The sequence below is a fragment of the Methylobacterium segetis genome (genome assembly GCF_004348265.1).
In the GTDB taxonomy this organism is placed as follows: domain Bacteria; phylum Pseudomonadota; class Alphaproteobacteria; order Rhizobiales; family Beijerinckiaceae; genus Methylobacterium; species Methylobacterium segetis.
Map to the genome: position 1 here is coordinate 16,865 of NZ_SMNT01000017.1, position 14,731 is coordinate 31,595.

The following is a 14,731-nucleotide window of genomic DNA, read 5'->3' on the forward strand; positions in this document are numbered from 1 at the left end:
GCAATCGCGGCCAAGGAGTCCTCGGGACGCGTTTCGAGCGGGTCGGTCGGCGCTTCGCACCGGTGCGGCGCCGGGCCGAGTTGCCATCGGCGGATGCGCACATTAGCCCTCGGCGCGAGCCCGGACGGGGCGCGACTTCGCTGATGAAAGGGACCCGATGGCCCGCCGGACCCGAACCCTGATCGGGACGATCGTGATCCTGGCCTTCGTCATGATCTACGCGCCGCTCGCCATGGCTCTCGCCGACAGCCGCATCGCCGAGGCCCCTGCCCTCGTGCAGACCATCCTCTACTGCCTGCTCGGCATCGCCTGGATCTTCCCGTTGATGCCGGTGATCCGGTGGATGGAGCGCCCCGACCGCTGAGGTAAGGCGCGCCTGCCGGCATCGCCCGCGTTTTCGCCGCACTCGCGCGCCAGAAGCGCGACGTCAGCCCTCCCGATCCTGGTCCCACCCCGCCCCATGCCACGCCCTCACTCGCGCCGCCTCGGCCTTGCCGGCTTCCTCTGCCTCATCGCGAGCGGCCCGCTCGGGGCGCAGGAGACGCCTCGCTCGATCGGCGATTGCGAGCGGCTGAAGAACGATCTCGCCTACAACCAGTGCCTGTCGATGTTCGGGCCGGCGGCCAAGAACATCGCCGGCGGCGACGGGGCGGCTTCGCCGGCTCCGGCCCTGGCCGCGGCGGCGATCCCCATGGCCGATGACCCGGCGCCGGAGGCCGGCCGCGGCCGGCGCGGTCGCGCCCGCTACGGGCGCCGCGGGCGCCAGGTCGCCGTCTTCACGGCCGGCGGCTCCGAGGAGACCCGCACCTACCGGCGCCGCCGCAGGCGCTGAGTCGGTTCGTCTCAGGCCACGTCGAGGCGTCGGCCCCTGTTCCAGACGAGGAAGGGAACGCCGGAGAGGAGCCCCTTCAGGGCGGCCCGCGACTGATGGCAGCCGTTGACCGAGATCCGCGGCAGGGCGTGCAGATGGTCGGCATGCTCCGAGAACAGGTGTCCCGGCCGTGTCGTCACCGCCGTGGCGAAGCCGAGCTCCCGCGCGAGGGCGAATTCCCGCGGACCCGCCGATGTCCTGTCCCCGACGGGATAGGAGAGATGGCGAACGCGGCGTCCGACCGCCCTCTCGATCCGGGCGCGCCCCCCCGCGATCTCCGCTCGCGCGACCTCGACCGCGTGCTTGGCGAGCATGGGATGCGAGCGCGTGTGCGCCCCGATGTCCACGGCGGGATCGCGGGCGAGATCACGCAACTCGTCCCAGCCGAGGCAGAGTTCCGCGGCGACGCTCCCCGCCCCGAACCCTGCCCGCTCGCAGAGCTCGGCGATGGCCGAGAGGAGCCGTTCCTCCGGACCCGCACGCAAGGCCCGGTAGACGGCCTCGAAGGCCACGCTCTTCTGTGCCGCATCGCGCGCGGGCAGGTCGAGCCGCTTCCCTGTCCCGAACGTCACCGCGACCCGGTCAAGACGCCGGATCGCCCGTTCCAGCTCGATCCACCAGAGCCGGCCGCGACCGTCGGCGAAGTCGCTCGTCACGAACAGGGTCCAGGGCGCCCGGTGCCGGGCGAGCACGGGCGCCGCATGGAGCGCGTTGTCGCGATAGCCGTCGTCGAAGGTGAGTGCGGCGAAGGGAGCGCCCGGCCTGCGTGCCAGATGGTCGGGCACTGCGTCGAGGGGAACGAGGGTGAAGCCACGCTCGCGCAGGGCCGTCAGCGTCTCGTCGAGGAAGTCCGGCGTGATGCTGAGGAGGCGGTTCGGCGCAAACGGGTCCGGCAATTCGGGCGAGACGTGGTGGAAGGTGAGGATGAGGCCCTGTCCCCGCGCCGCCGGTTCGAGCCAGCGATCGGCTCCGAGCCCGGACACGACACGGAAGCCGGCCTCGAACAGGCGGCGGCGATTGCGGCTGGAGAGCATGACGAGCCTCTGAGCCCGGCTGGTGAGTCGGGGCAGCCTATCCCGGCCCCCGACAAGGTTTCGTTACCCACGCTCGCAGGCCGCCCGACCGGCGACACGGCCCGTTAGGGGCGCCCGCCCCAATCATGCCCGGTCGGGCGCCGGAGCGCCGCGTGGCGATGAGGCTCGGCCGATGTCGGTCATCGTGCAGGATTGGTCCGCGGTAGAGGATGCCGCCGAGGGCGCGCGGGGAGAGGCTCGGGGCGGCATGCGAGCGGAGATCTGGTCCGATCTCGAGGCGGTCGAAGCCCTCTGGCGCGATTTGGAAAACGGCGCGGGCTGCCTCGCGACACCCTATCAGCGTTTCGACTGGGTCGCGGCCTACCTCCACGGCGCGACGCCTGGAACGTTGCGGGTCCTCGTCCTGCGGGGCGAGTGCGGCCGACCGCGCCTGCTCCTCCCCCTCGTTGTCACCCGCGAGCACGGCGTGCGGATCGCGCGGGTCGTCGGGGGCACGCACGCGAACTACCACCTCCCCCTCTTCGCGAGCCGCGAAGCCGCGGCCGTGTCGACCGAGGATCTCCTCGGCCTGCTCGTCCGCCTCGCGCCCGCGGCCGGAATCGATCTCTACGTCCTGTCCCATCAACCCCGGACCTGGAATGGGGCGGTGAACCCCCTCGCCATCAGGGCGCGGCCGGGCGCGAACGATGCCTACGGGCTGCAGCTCGGCCCCGACCCGGAGGCGACCGTCCGCCGCGCCTTCAGCGCGGACGCGCGCAAGAAGCTGCGCTCGAAGGAGAAGCGCCTCGTCGAGGCGGTCGGACCCATCGACTACCGTCGCGCCGGCACGAGGGCGGAGGCGGAGGCCTACCTCTCCGGATTCTACGCGCACAAGGCCGCCCGTTTCGCGAGCCAGGGCATCGCCGACCCCTACGCGGCGGAGCCGATCCGCCGCTTCCTCGCAGCGGCGTCCGACCCCGAGACGGGCGCGCCCGCGGTCGAACTTCACGCCCTCGTGGCCCGGGCGAGCGGACGGATCCTCGCAATATTCGGCGGCGCGGTGGACGGTGACCGCTTCAGCGGCATGATGACGGCCTTCGACCCCGACCCCGACATCGCCCGGTGCAGCCCCGGAGACCTGTTGCTGCATCATCTCGTGCGGGACCAGACGGCGCGCGGCCACCGCGCCTTCGACCTCGGCGTCGGCGAGGCGCGCTACAAGTCCAGCATCTGCGACGAGACGATCGAGCTCACCGAATTGGTGCTGCCGGTGAGCCTGCGCGGCCATCTCTTCGGCTTCGCGGCGGGTTGCGTTACGGGCTTACGCGCGCGGATCAAGCGCAATCCGCGCCTCTGGGCCCTCGCACAGAGAGTGAGGCGGCTCCGGCGGAGCTGACGCCTCGCCCCTTTCACGCCGCGGAGAGGCGCAGCTGCATGTCCTCTCCGCCGATCTCCACACGCACAGCGACGCTGTCCTGGGCCACGAGGACCTGCCCGGCGCCCGAGTCCTCGGCCAGCGCGTAGAGATCGACGAGGTCCGGGTCGTCGGCGGCCGCGTTCGAGACGATGACGACGCTGTCCATGCGGGCGGAGACGGCCGCGAGGAGGGCGCGCGGCCCCTCGCCCGACCGGAGGCGCTGGCTGCAGATCACCCAGTCGTAGGTCTCGGCCATCGCGTCCAGGGAGATCGCCAGCGCCTGGGGCTCCTCCAGCAGGACGGCGCTGTCGACGAAGCCGCGGGCGACGCGGTGCAGGCGGGAGCCGGGTACGGGCTGGATCACGTCGAGGAAGGCGGCGTCGCCCGCGACGAGATCGGTGAGACCCGGATCGTCCGGGTGGCTCGCCGGCCCGTCGAGATCGACGGCGAGCGTCCGGCCGCGCCCTGCCAAGGTATCGGCCAGCGTCTCGGCCAAGCTCTTCTCCGGCGATCTCGCCCCGGCCAGTCCCTGTGCGGAGGCAGTGAGGCGGACTGGTCGCCGCGCGGGCACGGTCTCGACCACCAGCACGATGCGGCCCGCCTCCGCCTGCGCTCCTTCGGCGAGACGCTCGATCAGGAGGTCGAGATCGAACGGTGAGCCGGACTCACCGCGCGGCTCCGGCGCCGGAGCGGGTGGGGCCTCACCCGACACGACGGCGAGGCTCGGCCATGCGGAGGGAGGAGCAGCCTCGGGGAAGCTGAAGCGCGCGGGCTCGGGGCGGGACGCCTCATCGGCCTGCTCACGCGCGCCCTGGTCCGGACGCGCCGCGCCGCCGGGATCGGCGAGGAGCCGCCGAGCGATGACGGCACCCGCGGAGAACAGAAAGGCGAGGAGCGCCGCAAGCCCGACGATCGGCAGCTTCTTCGGGAATGACGGAAGTTCCGGAACGACGGCCCGCGAGACGATCCGTACATCGGCCGGGCTCGCGCTCTCCGCATCCCGGGCAGCCGCCTCGCGGTAGCGCGACAGGTAGGATTCGAGTTGCTCGCGCTGGGCCTTGGCCTCGCGCTCGAGGGCCCGCAACTGCACCTCGCTCGAATTGCCCTTCACGACGACGTCGCGCTGCCCGTCCACCGTCGCCTGCAGGCTCTCGACGCGGGCGCCCGCGATCTTGGCATCGTTCTCCAGCGTGCGCCCGATCCGCTCGGCCGCCGACTTGATCTGCGCGTCGAGATCCGCGACCTGCGCGGTCAGCTCCTTGATGCGGGGGTGGGCGGGAAGCAGCGTGCGCGATTCCAGGGCGAGCTGCGCACGGAGGGTGATCCGGCTCTCCACCACCCGGCGGATCAGGTCGTTATTGGCGACGTCCGGGATCTCGAAGGCGCGGCCCTCCTTGATCATCTCCTTGATCAGCTTCACGCGGCCGTCGAGATCCGCCTTGAGCGTGCGCGCGTGGGAGAGTTGGCTCGAGAGCTCGGACAATTGCTGTCCGCTCAGCGGCTGTCCGGCGGTGCCGCCCGCCGCGACGAGGCCGTTCCTGGCCCGGAAGGCCTCGACCTTCGCCTCGGCCTCGGCGACCCGGCTGCGCAGCGTCTCGATGTTGCCGCCGAGCCAGGTCGAGGCGTAGCGCGCGGTGTCGACCTTCGCGGCCTCGAGGGAGGCGATGTAGAGCTCGGAGATGGTGTTGGCGCCCTGCGCCGCGAGCATCGGATCCTTCGAGCGGAACTCGACGCTGAGGATGCGCGACTTGCCGGCCGGGTAGACGAGGAGCCGATCGAAATAGGCGTCGAGCACGCGGTCCTCGGAGGGACGCTCCAGCGGGTTCTGGGCGAGACCGACGAGCATCAAAGCCCGCTGCACGGGGCCGAGCCCCTCGACGCTCGGGTCGAATTCCGGGTTGCCCACGAGCTTGAGCCGGCGGATCGCCTCGCGGGCGAGATCGCGCGACATCACGACCTGTGCCTGGCTGGCCACCGCCTGCTCGTCGATCGGCTGGGGCTGCTCGGCACGCTCCTGCGCGGTGCGGGCGAATCCGGCCTCCCGGCTCTCCAGGAGAAGCTTGGCCTCGCCCGTGAAGCGCGGGGGCACGACCTGCACGAAGGCGACGGCGCCCGCTGCCGCTACGATCGTCGGCAGAGCGATCCAGAGCCAGGACCGGCGCAGGACGCCGCCGACCTGCGAGAGCGCAAGGCTCTCCGTCGGTGCCGCGGCCGGAGCGGAACGGCCGGCTCTCGCGGAGCGGCGGGTATGACGTTCGGTACGCAAGGCCAAAGTATCCGCTGCACAGGACTCGGATCAGCGCGCAGTAGAAACCGTTAAGATTGACCAGCGGTTAAAGCAGGCTGCGGCGGCCCTGCGCCCTTCCGGGACGTCAGTCTTCATTAACCATATCCGCCTACACCGTCGCCGTTGAGGAAAAACACGGCGGCATGGGTGATGAACCGGCGCGCACTCCTTCTGGCTCTCACGTCCAGCCTCGCGCTGGGCGGCTGCCTGCGGCCCGACTTCCGGACCGCTCAGCTCGACGCGACCGGGACCGGCTCGATCGGCGCCCGCTACACCCTGTCCGCGGGGGACCGGTTGCGCGTGATCGTGTTCGGACAGGACAACCTCTCGAACATCTACGCGGTGGATGGAGCCGGCCGGATCGCCATGCCGCTCATCGGCACGGTCTCGATCGGCGGCCAGACCACGGCCGCGGCCGCGCGCACCATCGAGGGCAAGCTCGCGGCAGGTTTCGTGCGCGAGCCGCACGTGACGGTCGAGGTCGATGCCTACCGGCCGTTCTACATCCTCGGCGAGGTCACGACGTCCGGCCAATACCCCTACGTCAACGGCATGACGGTCGAGACGGCGGTCGCCATCGCGGCGGGCTTCGGGCCTCGCGCCGCCCGCGACTACGCCGTGCTGACCCGGGAGGGACAGGGTGGGCTCGTCTCCGGCATCGTGCCGATGACCTATCCCGTCCGGCCGGGCGACACGATCATGGTCAAGGAGCGCTTCTTCTGAAGTCTCGGCTTCACAGCCGCCTGTACATGACGAGGGCATCGAAGGCGCCGAGCCGCGGATGCCGGAAGGCGCCGGGAAGGCGGCCGACCGTCTCGAAGCCGAGGCTCTCCCAGAGGCGGATCGCCCCGGCATTCGTGCCGATCACGAAATTGAACTGCATCGCCGCGAAGCCCCGCTCCCGCGCCCGGTCGAGGACATGCTCGCACATTCGGCGGGCAACACCACGGCCGGCGGCTGCGGGCGCCGTCACGAAGCCCGCATTGGCGACGTGGCTGCCGCCCCCGGCCTGGTTCGCGCGCAGATAGGCGGTGCCCACGAGGGCTCCACGATCTTCCGCCACGAAGGTCTCCCGATCAGGCCCGCTCCAGTAGGCGAGCGCCTCGGCCCGCGTCATGTCGCGGGGTAGCGCGTAGGTCTCGTCTGCCTCGATCACCGGCCGCAGGATCTCCCAGACGGCGTCCTGATCCGCTCCTTCGATGAACCTGATCAGCACGCTGCTCCCCCCGCAGCTCGCCCTCCAGGAGAGCCTGCCGTCGCAATCCGAGCGATCTCCTTAGCCCCACTCTAACCCTGCCGGCAGATAGATGGCGCATCTCGCCTCCGGAGCCGCGTCCTTAACCGGCCAGGCAACGATCGGGCCCTAGCCTCCGGGCCGATTTCCGCGCCGTCGCTGGAGATGCCGCCCGTGCCCGCCGCCATCGCTCACCCGGTCGAGTCCCACCGGATCCTCCACATCTTCCGTGCTCCTGTCGGCGGACTGTTCCGGCATGTCGTGGATCTCGCCCGCCTCCAGGCCGCCGCCGGGCACCGGGTCGGCATCGTCTGCGACGCGACGACGGGGGGCGATCGGGCGCAGGCCGCACTCGCCGAACTGGCCCCCGCCCTGGCCTTCGGGGTGACGCGGGTGCCGATGCGGCGCAATCCGCACCCCTCCGACACCGCGGCGCTGCTCGCCGTGGCGCGGCGGGCCGAGGCCGTCGGTGCCGACGTGCTGCACGGGCACGGCGCCAAAGGTGGCGCCTACGCCCGTCTCTGCCCCGCCCGCAGCGAGTCCATGATCCGCGCCTACACGCCGCACGGCGGAAGCTACAATTATCGGCCCGGCACCCTGATGCACCGGCTCTACATGGCGGCGGAGGGCCTGCTCGCCCGGCGCACCGACGTGTTCCTGTTCGAGAGCGAGTACGTGGCGCGGCGCCACCAGGCTTTCGTGGGCGCCAAGGCGACCCTCGCGCGGATCGTTCACAACGGGATCGGCGCGGCCGAATTCGAGCCGGTCGAGCCGGCTCCCGATCCCTTCGACCTCGTCTACGTGGGCGAGCTTCGGGACGCCAAGGGCCTGCCGGTCCTGCTGGAGGCGCTGGCACAGATGCGCGCCGAGGGCCGGCACGTGCGCCTCCTGATGGTCGGGTCGGGTCCGGACGCCGGGCGCCTCGCGGATCAGGTGCGCGATCTCGGCCTGACCGAGGCTGTCGCCTTCGAGCCGGCCCAGCCGATCCGTCCGATCCTGGCGCGGGGCCGGATCATGGTCGTGCCCTCCTTCGCCGAATCCCTGCCCTACGTGGTGCTGGAGGCCGCGGCGGCGGGCCAACCGCTCGTCGCCACCAATGTCGGCGGTATCCCGGAAATCTTCGGCGCGGCCGCTGACGAGTTGGTGCCACCGCGCGATGCGGCGGCGCTCCGACGCGCGATCCTCCGGGTGCTCGACGAGCCGGCCGAGACCCGTCGAGCGCGTTTTGCGGCCCTGAGCGCTTCCGTACGCCAGCGCTTCTCGATGGAGCGGATGGGCGCCGACGTGCTCTCAGGCTACGCGGCGGCCTTCCGCGCCCGCCTCAGGGAAGGGGTGCCGGAGAGCGTTCCGGCCGCCCCCGCCCTCGCCGGGAGCTCGGGCACGCGCCCAGGCGCTTAAGCTTTCCGAGACGAGATCCTGCAACCTTTCGACCGACCATCCCAAACCGCATCACGTTTCCGGTGTTTCCCGATGAGTGCCTTCGATGTCCGTGACCTTCTGAAGGTCGCCGGTCAGCCCGGCTCGGCCCTGGCCGCGGCCGGTGACGCCACGGGGCGTCCGCTTCCCGCAGAAGCGAAAGCCGCGCTCCCCGGCCCCCTGATCTCGCCGGTCGTGCTCGCGGGCTGCGTGCGGGCCGCTGAATTCTGCCTTGTCGGCGGGTTCGGCCTCGCCCTGCATCAGATCATGCTGCGGGGCGTCGTACCGCTGGGCCTGTCCTACATCGCCGCGATCCTGGCCGTCGCCGCCATCACGATCACCCTGTTCCAGGCCGGCGGCACCTACCGGATGGGGGCGTTCCGCGCCTTCTTCCCATCCGCGGTGAAGCTGTCGGCCAGCTGGGCCCTCGCCTTCCTGCTCGTCGCGGCCGGCATGGTCCTCGCCAAGGTGGCGGATCATTATTCCCGGCTGTGGCTCGGCGCCTATTTCGCGGGCGGCCTCCTCCTCGTCCTCGCCGGACGCTTCGTGCTGGCGCAGGTCGTCGCCGCGCAGGTCCGCAAGGGGCGTTTCGACCGCCGCACCGCCATCGTCGGGGGTGGCCCGGTGGCCGAGGAACTGATCCGTGCCCTCGAGTCGCAGGGCGATTCCGGGATCCGCATCGTCGGCGTGTTCGACGACCGCAACGACGACCGCTCCTCGGACGTCGTGGCGGGCTACCCGAAACTCGGAACGGTCAGCGACCTCGTCGCCTATGCCCGCCACGCCCGCCTCGATCTCGTCGTGTTCACCCTGCCGATCTCGGCCGAGGGGCGCATCCTGCAGATGCTCGCCAAGCTCTGGGTGCTGCCGATCGACATCCGGCTCTCGGCCCACGCCACCAAGCTGCGTCTGCGCCCGCGCTCCTATTCCTACATCGGGGGCGTGCCGGTGCTCGACGTATTCGACAAGCCGATCGCGGACTGGGACGTCGTCGTGAAGGCGGCCTTCGACCGCACGGTGGGCCTTGCCCTCCTCGTCCTGCTCGCGCCGGTGATGCTCGCCGTGGCCCTCGCCGTGCGCCTCTCGTCACCCGGGCCAATCCTGTTCCGACAGAAGCGGCACGGCTTCAACAACGAGTTGATCGACGTCTTCAAGTTCCGCTCGATGTATGTCGACCAGTGCGACCACGGGGCGGCACGGCAGGTGACGCGGGGCGATCCGCGGGTCACCCCGGTCGGCCGCTTCATCCGCAAGACGAGCCTCGACGAGTTGCCGCAACTCTTCAACGTGATCCGGGGCGATCTCTCCCTCGTCGGCCCCCGGCCACACGCGCTCCAGGCGAAGGCCGCGAACACCCTCTACGATCAGGTCGTCGACGGCTATTTCGCCCGGCACCGGGTCAAGCCCGGCATCACCGGCTGGGCTCAGGTCAATGGCTGGCGCGGCGAGACCGACACCAGCGAGAAGCTCCAGCGCCGCGTCGAGCACGACCTGTACTACATCGAGAACTGGTCGGTTCTCCTCGACCTGCAGATCCTGCTGACGACGCCCTTCGCGCTGTTCAGGACGCAGAACGCCTACTGACCGACCCCCGCCCTCGGATCCCGAGGAGAGACCGAGGGCGTTAGAGACGCGGCAGGGCGCCGGCCCGCGCGGATCGCCCTACGGCAGGGCGCCGGCCTTCTCCTTGGCTTTCAGGATCGTGTCGCGGCAGGCTTCCGCCTGCCCGGCCTTGTCCTCGGTCCTGGCCTTCTGGACGAGATCGCGCGCTTCCTTCACGCCGGCGGCGGTCGGCTGCACGCTCGGATCGCTCGGCTTTCCTGCCGGAGGCTGAGCCAGAGCCTTGTCCGAGTGCGAGGAGGTCGGGCCGCCCGGCGGCTCCTTGCCGGTCACCTTCTCCGCTCCCGCGCTGTCGAGACGACGTTCCAACGTGGCGATCTCTTCGGCACACGACGTGGCGAGGGCGGGGCTGGCGGCGAGGGTCGCGAGGGTGGAGGCCGCGAGGACGGCCGGGATCAGGGTGGATATCCGCATCAGACGCTTCTCCCGAATGTGGAATGGGCCGCCGGGGATCGGCGGCCCGCCATCAGAGTGGGGAGAGAAGCGATGTCCGGGAGATCAGTTCCTCCCGCCGAGGTTGCAGACCTGCGCCGGTCCATGCGGCGTCCCGGCGCAGGTCGACGCGGATCACCACGTGTAGCGCAGACCCCCGTAGACGGAGAGCGGCTGCACCAGCGTCGTGGTGCGGGGATCGTTCAGGACGAAGCGGTTGGCGAAGTTGGCCTCCCGCTCTAGGAAGGTGCCGAAATTGGCGTAGCGGTTGTTGAAGAGGTTCGTCACGAGCAGGAAGATCTGCGCGTTGTCCGTGATCTGCACGCTGGAGTTGAGATTGACCGTGTAATAGGCGGGCAGCTTGCGGTTCAGGTTCGACTCGTCGCCGCGATAGTAGGACGAGGAGAAGGCGGCGAGGTTCGCGCCGAAGCGCCAGATCGGCGTGATCGCGTAGTCGAAGCCGACCTTGAACTGGTGCTCGGGGATGAGCGGCAGCTTGTTGCCGGGGCGGATGTCGATCGAGCCGTCCGGGTTGGCGAGGGGGTTGTTCGGCGAGGAAAGCGTTCCGGTGAACTGGAAGGTCGCGTCGATCAGCGCGTAGTTCGCGTAAACGCTGAGCCCCGGCATCGCGTACTCGGCCTGCACCTCGATGCCCTGGCGCTGGGTGGCCGGCACGTTCACGAAGTAGCCGCGGGCGGCGTTGCCCGGAACGGCGAGCTGCAGGATGTCGTTCGACAGGTCGGTGCGGAAGAAGCCGAGCTTGTAGTTGACGATGCCGTCCTCGTAGACGTTCGGCACCGTGCCGCGGAAGCCGGCCTCGTAGGTCCGGCCCACCACCTGCTCAAGCGGCGGGTCGGCGACGAGCGAGTTCGGGAGGAGGCAGGGGCGCTGCGGGTTGGCGCAGGCGAGCTCGAGGGGGGTCGGCGCGCGGTTCGATTCCGAGTAGCCGCCGTAGAGGGTCATCCACGGGAAGAAGCGGTAGGTCACGCCCGCCACCGGGTTGATCCGGTTGAAGTAATGCGTGCCGTTCACGTCCGGCGAGAAGCCCGTGAGGTCCGTCGTCGAGATGCGGGCGAAGTTGAGCCGCGCGCCCGCCGTGATGGACAGGGCGTCGGTCACGTCGAACGTGTCGAGGGCGTAGAGGCCCATGTAGAGGTTCGAGCCGATGACGGAGCTCGGCGCGATGCCGAGCGCCGCGGCCGTGCGCAGCTGCGTCGTGCCGACGCCGGGCACGAAGCCGTAGGTCGGGTTGTTCGGGTTCGTCGTGACGCTGAGATCCGGGTTGATGATGCCCAGCGTGCTCTGCGACTTGAAGCCGTAATCCGCGACATCGATGCTGCCGCCGACGATGAAGGTGTTCGTGTGGTCGAAGATGCGGTCGCGGTTCGTCGCCTGAAGCGTGCCGCCGTAGCCCGTCGCCTCCGTGCGAACCGTATCGAGGGTGCCGTAAGGCACGCCCGGCGTGAACGGGATGCGCGGCGTGTTCCGGCCCTGCATGAGGAACTGGTTGCGGAAGGCGAGCTGCGACTGGCCCGCCGCGGGGAAGAAGCCGTCATCCTCGAAGCAGAGTGAGCCGCGGAAAGAGGATTGGCGGCTGCAATTCTCGAACTCGGCGTCGTTGCCGTCGATGACGAACTGGCTGAAGCGGCGGACATAGGCGTTGCCGGCGAGGTCCCAGGTCGGCGAGATGTTGACCTTACCGTTGACCTGGATCTGGCCCATCTCGGTCGAGATCGACTGCGGATAGGTGAAGATCGCGCGCTCGTCGGTGCGGGTGAAGTCGACCGGGGCGGCGGCGGCCGCGCCGAAGAAGGTCTTGGCGCCCGAAGCGACGATGTGGAACTCGGAATCCAGGGTGCGGTAGCCGAGGTCGGCGTAGACCCTGCCGATCTCGCTCGGCGACTGGTAGCGCCATCCGCGGTCGCGCAGGCCCTCGCCCGCGAAGTAGAAGCTCCAGGGGCCGATCTGTTCGCCGTATTGCAGCGTGCCGGCGATGCGACCGTCCGAACCGCCGAAGACCGTCACCTCCTTGCCCTGCCAAGTGAAGCCGTTCTTCATCTCGATATTGACCGCGCCGCCGAGCGCGTTGAGGCCGAAGATTGGGTTGCCGGTGACGACATCGATGCGGTTGATTGCGACCTGCGGGATGAGGTCCCAGTTCACCACGTCGCCGAAGGCCTCGTTGATGCGCACGCCGTTCTGATAGACGGCGAGGCCCTGGGGCGCGCCCTGCAGCGGCGAGGCGTCGAAGCCGCGGTAGGTCAGCGTCTGCCGGAAGCTGTTGCCCTGGCCGTCGGAGAGGTTCACGCCCGCGGTGCGGCGGGCCAGCGTGAAGGTGGGGTCGAGGGTGGCGCGGTCCTGCGCGATCTCGGCCGCGTTCACGGTCTCGACCGTGAACGGCAGCCGGGATGCGACCTGCCGCCCCGCCGCGGCCGGATCACCCGTGCCGCGCCCGGCCGCGATGCCGCCGATCGGCGACGTCGCCACGACGTCGAGCTCCCCCAGCGTGACGGCCTGCGTGCCGCCCTGCTGCGCCTGCACGAGGCACGGCAGCATCGCCACCGACGCGATCAGGCTGCCCCGAAGCGCCCGCATACCCATGTCCAACCCCATGATTCCAAGACCCGGCTCCTTGTTGCGGAGCCTTCGGTCCCTTCAATGCTGGGCTTCGCGGACGGGCACAATCGGCGCGGGCGCGCTTTCGCTGAGAATCCGAGTGCCGGGCCGCCCCCATATCGAGATCGTGGCCCTTCGTGGCGGCATTGCCACAGATTTCTCATACAATTTCAGGATGTTAGGGCAGTTCAGGCAATCAAAAACGGGATAAAGTGGCAAGCTCCCTCAGCCGCGACCGGTCGGAATCAGAACGCCGCCGGGAGAAGCCCGGCGGCGTCGATACAACTCCTGATTTGTAGAACGATCGCCGTTCAGAGCCGGGCCTGGATCTTTCGCGCGATCTCGCCGAGCCGCTGCTCCAGGAGCGTGGGAACCTCGCAGACATAGGTCAGGGATTGGCTGCGCTCCTGGAAGATGCGTCGATCCCAGGCGAACTTCGTCTCGATCTCGGACTGGTCCTTGGGAATGTCGCGGGCGTCCTGGGCGCTCGGCGCATCCTTCGTCTGGCTGATCTGGTCCGCCTCCTGGCGGATACGCTCGGCCATGCGGCGCTGCCCCTGGGCATAGCGGGCGATCCCGCTCATCACCCGCGAACGCTCGCCGTTGATCACCTCGAACACGCCGGCGAAGACGCGGGTGAGGTGCTGGGCCTTCTCCGGATCCTTCGCCTCGTCGAGCTTCGCGACGTAGGCGTCGAGGAGCCCGTCGACATCCCTCAGCTCGGTTCGGCGCGAGGCGATCTTCTGGGCGAGCGCCGCCGCCTCGAAATCGTCGCCCCAGGCGCCTGCGCTCTCGAGGTCGGGGCCGGCCCAGACGGTGCCCGCGCTCAGGGTCGGCACCTTGCGCTGCACGCAGGGCCAGTCCGGGTCGGGCCTCGGCTGAGCGAGGGCGGGTCCGGCGAGCAGGCCGAGGGCGGTGAGGGTTAGCAGGGTCTGTCGGATCATGAATTGTCTCCGGCCGGACCGCCGCGCCGGGCCATGATGCCGCGGCCGGGATCGTAGGCGATGACGGCGAGGGTGAAGAAGGCGATCGTGGTGCCCACGACGACGGCGCAGGCGACCGGCTCGAATTGCCCGTAGAGCGCGAAGCGGACGAGCTGGACCGCGTGCGTGAAGGGGTTGCACTCGCAGATCCAGTAGAGGGTCTCGGAGGATTCCCGGATGCGCCAGAGCGGGTAGAGGGCCGAGGAGGCGAAGAACATCGGGAAGATCACGAAGTTCATGACGCTCGCGAAATTCTCGAGTTGCCGCACCATCGAGGAGAGGAGGAGGCCGATCGCCCCGAGCATCAGCCCCGAGGCGACGAAGGCGGGGAGCGCCGCGAGGTATCCGATCGGCGGGATGTCCGTCTCCCAGAACCACGCGATCGCGAGGAAGGCGTAGGCCTGCACCACCGAGACGGTGACGCCGGCGATCAGCTTGGCGAGGAGCAGCGTCCAGCGCGGGTACGGGCTCGTCAGCAGCACCTTCATGGAGCCGACCTCGCGGTCGTAGACCATGGAGAGCGAGGATTGCATGCCGTTGAAGAGCTGGATCATCACGGCGAGGCCCGGCACCACGTAGACCTCGTAGAGCACGTAGGTCTGGTAGGGCGGCTCGATCGAGACGCCGAGCGTGTTGCGGAACCCGGCCGCGAAGATGAACAGCCAGACGAGCGGGCGCACCAGCGCCGAGAAGAACCTCTCCTTCTGGTTGAAGAATCGCAGCAGCTCGCGGCGGACGATGCCGCCGAGGCAGATCAGGTAGCCGACCGCGTCGAGGCGGCCATGGTGGGAGACGCCCGGCATCCGCGTGGGCGCAGCGGTGACGGCGGTGCGGGTTTGGAT

At 69.8% G+C, this 14,731-nt stretch carries 13 protein-coding genes; 6 read left to right on the forward strand and 7 right to left on the reverse strand.

Features of this window, described 5'->3' with window-relative positions; translation table 11 throughout:
- Window positions 1-157: 157 nt before the first annotated feature.
- Window positions 158-364, forward strand: a complete 207-nt coding sequence (locus E1J50_RS06490; RefSeq protein ID WP_132251611.1) for a DUF2842 domain-containing protein — start codon at window positions 158-160, stop codon at window positions 362-364.
- A 96-nt stretch (window positions 365-460) separates the two neighbouring features.
- Window positions 461-832 (forward strand): hypothetical protein, encoded by a 372-nt coding sequence (locus E1J50_RS06495; RefSeq protein ID WP_207919159.1) that lies wholly within the window; start codon window positions 461-463, stop codon window positions 830-832.
- Between the two features lie 11 nt (window positions 833-843).
- On the opposite strand, the gene E1J50_RS06500 is transcribed toward E1J50_RS06495, so the two are convergent.
- Window positions 844-1,905: a polysaccharide deacetylase family protein gene (locus E1J50_RS06500; protein ID WP_132251614.1), complete on the reverse strand. Its 1,062-nt coding sequence runs from the start codon at window positions 1,903-1,905 to the stop codon at window positions 844-846.
- A gap of 172 nt (window positions 1,906-2,077) precedes the next feature.
- Between E1J50_RS06500 and E1J50_RS06505 the strand changes: the two genes are divergently transcribed.
- Complete coding sequence (locus tag E1J50_RS06505) at window positions 2,078-3,280, forward strand: GNAT family N-acetyltransferase (protein WP_132251616.1); 1,203 nt, start codon at window positions 2,078-2,080, stop codon at window positions 3,278-3,280.
- Window positions 3,281-3,293: 13 nt separating this feature from the next.
- On the opposite strand, the gene E1J50_RS06510 is transcribed toward E1J50_RS06505, so the two are convergent.
- Window positions 3,294-5,567 carry a GumC family protein gene (locus E1J50_RS06510; protein WP_132251619.1) on the reverse strand — a complete coding sequence of 758 codons (2,274 nt, stop codon included), beginning with the start codon at window positions 5,565-5,567 and terminating at the stop codon, window positions 3,294-3,296.
- A gap of 171 nt (window positions 5,568-5,738) precedes the next feature.
- Between E1J50_RS06510 and E1J50_RS06515 the strand changes: the two genes are divergently transcribed.
- Window positions 5,739-6,311: a polysaccharide biosynthesis/export family protein gene (locus E1J50_RS06515; RefSeq protein ID WP_132251621.1), complete on the forward strand. Its 573-nt coding sequence runs from the start codon at window positions 5,739-5,741 to the stop codon at window positions 6,309-6,311.
- 10 nt (window positions 6,312-6,321) lie between these two features.
- Here the strand turns inward: E1J50_RS06515 and E1J50_RS06520 are convergent, their stop codons facing one another.
- On the reverse strand, window positions 6,322-6,804 hold the full coding sequence (locus tag E1J50_RS06520) for a GNAT family N-acetyltransferase (protein ID WP_132251623.1): 483 nt from the start codon (window positions 6,802-6,804) through the stop codon (window positions 6,322-6,324).
- Between the two features lie 183 nt (window positions 6,805-6,987).
- On the opposite strand from E1J50_RS06520, the gene E1J50_RS06525 reads away from it, so the two are divergent.
- Together E1J50_RS06525 and E1J50_RS06530 are read left to right on the forward strand one after the other, a co-directional pair.
- Window positions 6,988-8,220 (forward strand): glycosyltransferase family 4 protein, encoded by a 1,233-nt coding sequence (locus tag E1J50_RS06525; protein WP_132251625.1) that lies wholly within the window; start codon window positions 6,988-6,990, stop codon window positions 8,218-8,220.
- Window positions 8,221-8,292: 72 nt separating this feature from the next.
- Window positions 8,293-9,822 (forward strand): undecaprenyl-phosphate glucose phosphotransferase, encoded by a 1,530-nt coding sequence (locus E1J50_RS06530; RefSeq protein ID WP_132251627.1) that lies wholly within the window; start codon window positions 8,293-8,295, stop codon window positions 9,820-9,822.
- Window positions 9,823-9,900: 78 nt separating this feature from the next.
- On the opposite strand, the gene E1J50_RS06535 is transcribed toward E1J50_RS06530, so the two are convergent.
- From E1J50_RS06535 to E1J50_RS06550, 4 genes are all read right to left on the reverse strand, one after another.
- Window positions 9,901-10,272 carry a hypothetical protein gene (locus E1J50_RS06535; RefSeq protein ID WP_132251629.1) on the reverse strand — a complete coding sequence of 124 codons (372 nt, stop codon included), beginning with the start codon at window positions 10,270-10,272 and terminating at the stop codon, window positions 9,901-9,903.
- Between the two features lie 153 nt (window positions 10,273-10,425).
- On the reverse strand, window positions 10,426-12,891 hold the full coding sequence (locus E1J50_RS06540) for a TonB-dependent receptor (RefSeq protein WP_132251702.1): 2,466 nt from the start codon (window positions 12,889-12,891) through the stop codon (window positions 10,426-10,428).
- 326 nt (window positions 12,892-13,217) lie between these two features.
- Complete coding sequence (locus E1J50_RS06545) at window positions 13,218-13,850, reverse strand: hypothetical protein (RefSeq protein WP_132251631.1); 633 nt, start codon at window positions 13,848-13,850, stop codon at window positions 13,218-13,220.
- Window positions 13,847-14,692, reverse strand: coding sequence for an ABC transporter permease (locus tag E1J50_RS06550; RefSeq protein ID WP_132251705.1), 846 nt, complete (start codon window positions 14,690-14,692; stop codon window positions 13,847-13,849). The genes E1J50_RS06545 and E1J50_RS06550 overlap by 4 nt, the downstream gene beginning before the upstream one ends.
- Between the last annotated feature and the right edge of the window lie 39 nt (window positions 14,693-14,731).